This window comes from Micromonospora sp. DT228, assembly GCF_049841595.1.
GTDB lineage: Bacteria > Actinomycetota > Actinomycetes > Mycobacteriales > Micromonosporaceae > Micromonospora.
Genome location: NZ_JBNCKO010000087.1, coordinates 1 through 290 on the forward strand (window position 1 = coordinate 1; position 290 = coordinate 290).

The 290-nt window shown below is 71.0% G+C and carries 1 pseudogene; it reads right to left on the reverse strand.

The window, feature by feature from the left end:
• Nucleotides 1-227: pseudogene (locus tag ACLQ29_RS35530) on the reverse strand (MFS transporter); the annotation flags it as partial.
• Nucleotides 228-290: the final 63 nt, after the last annotated feature.

Sequence of the window (290 nt, forward strand, 5' to 3'; positions counted from 1 at the left end):
TCCAAGCATTGCGCGCGATCCGATGTAACATCGCTCAGTTTCTTGACGCAGGCGCGGAAGTCGGCCTGCCATTCCGGGGTGGTGCAGAGGTCGGCGCGCGCCTGGGCTGCGAGCGGTGTGGCGGCCTGCGCTGGTGCCCCGCCCAGCACCGGCCAGGTGATGGTGGCCCCGGCGAGTACGCCGAGCGCGAGCAGGAACGCCGCTATTCGAGCCCGCACCCTCGCCATGTCACGCCTCCAGGTCCGGAATGTTGGTCGGCAGCAGGTCGGTCGCCGCCGCGGCTGCGGCGG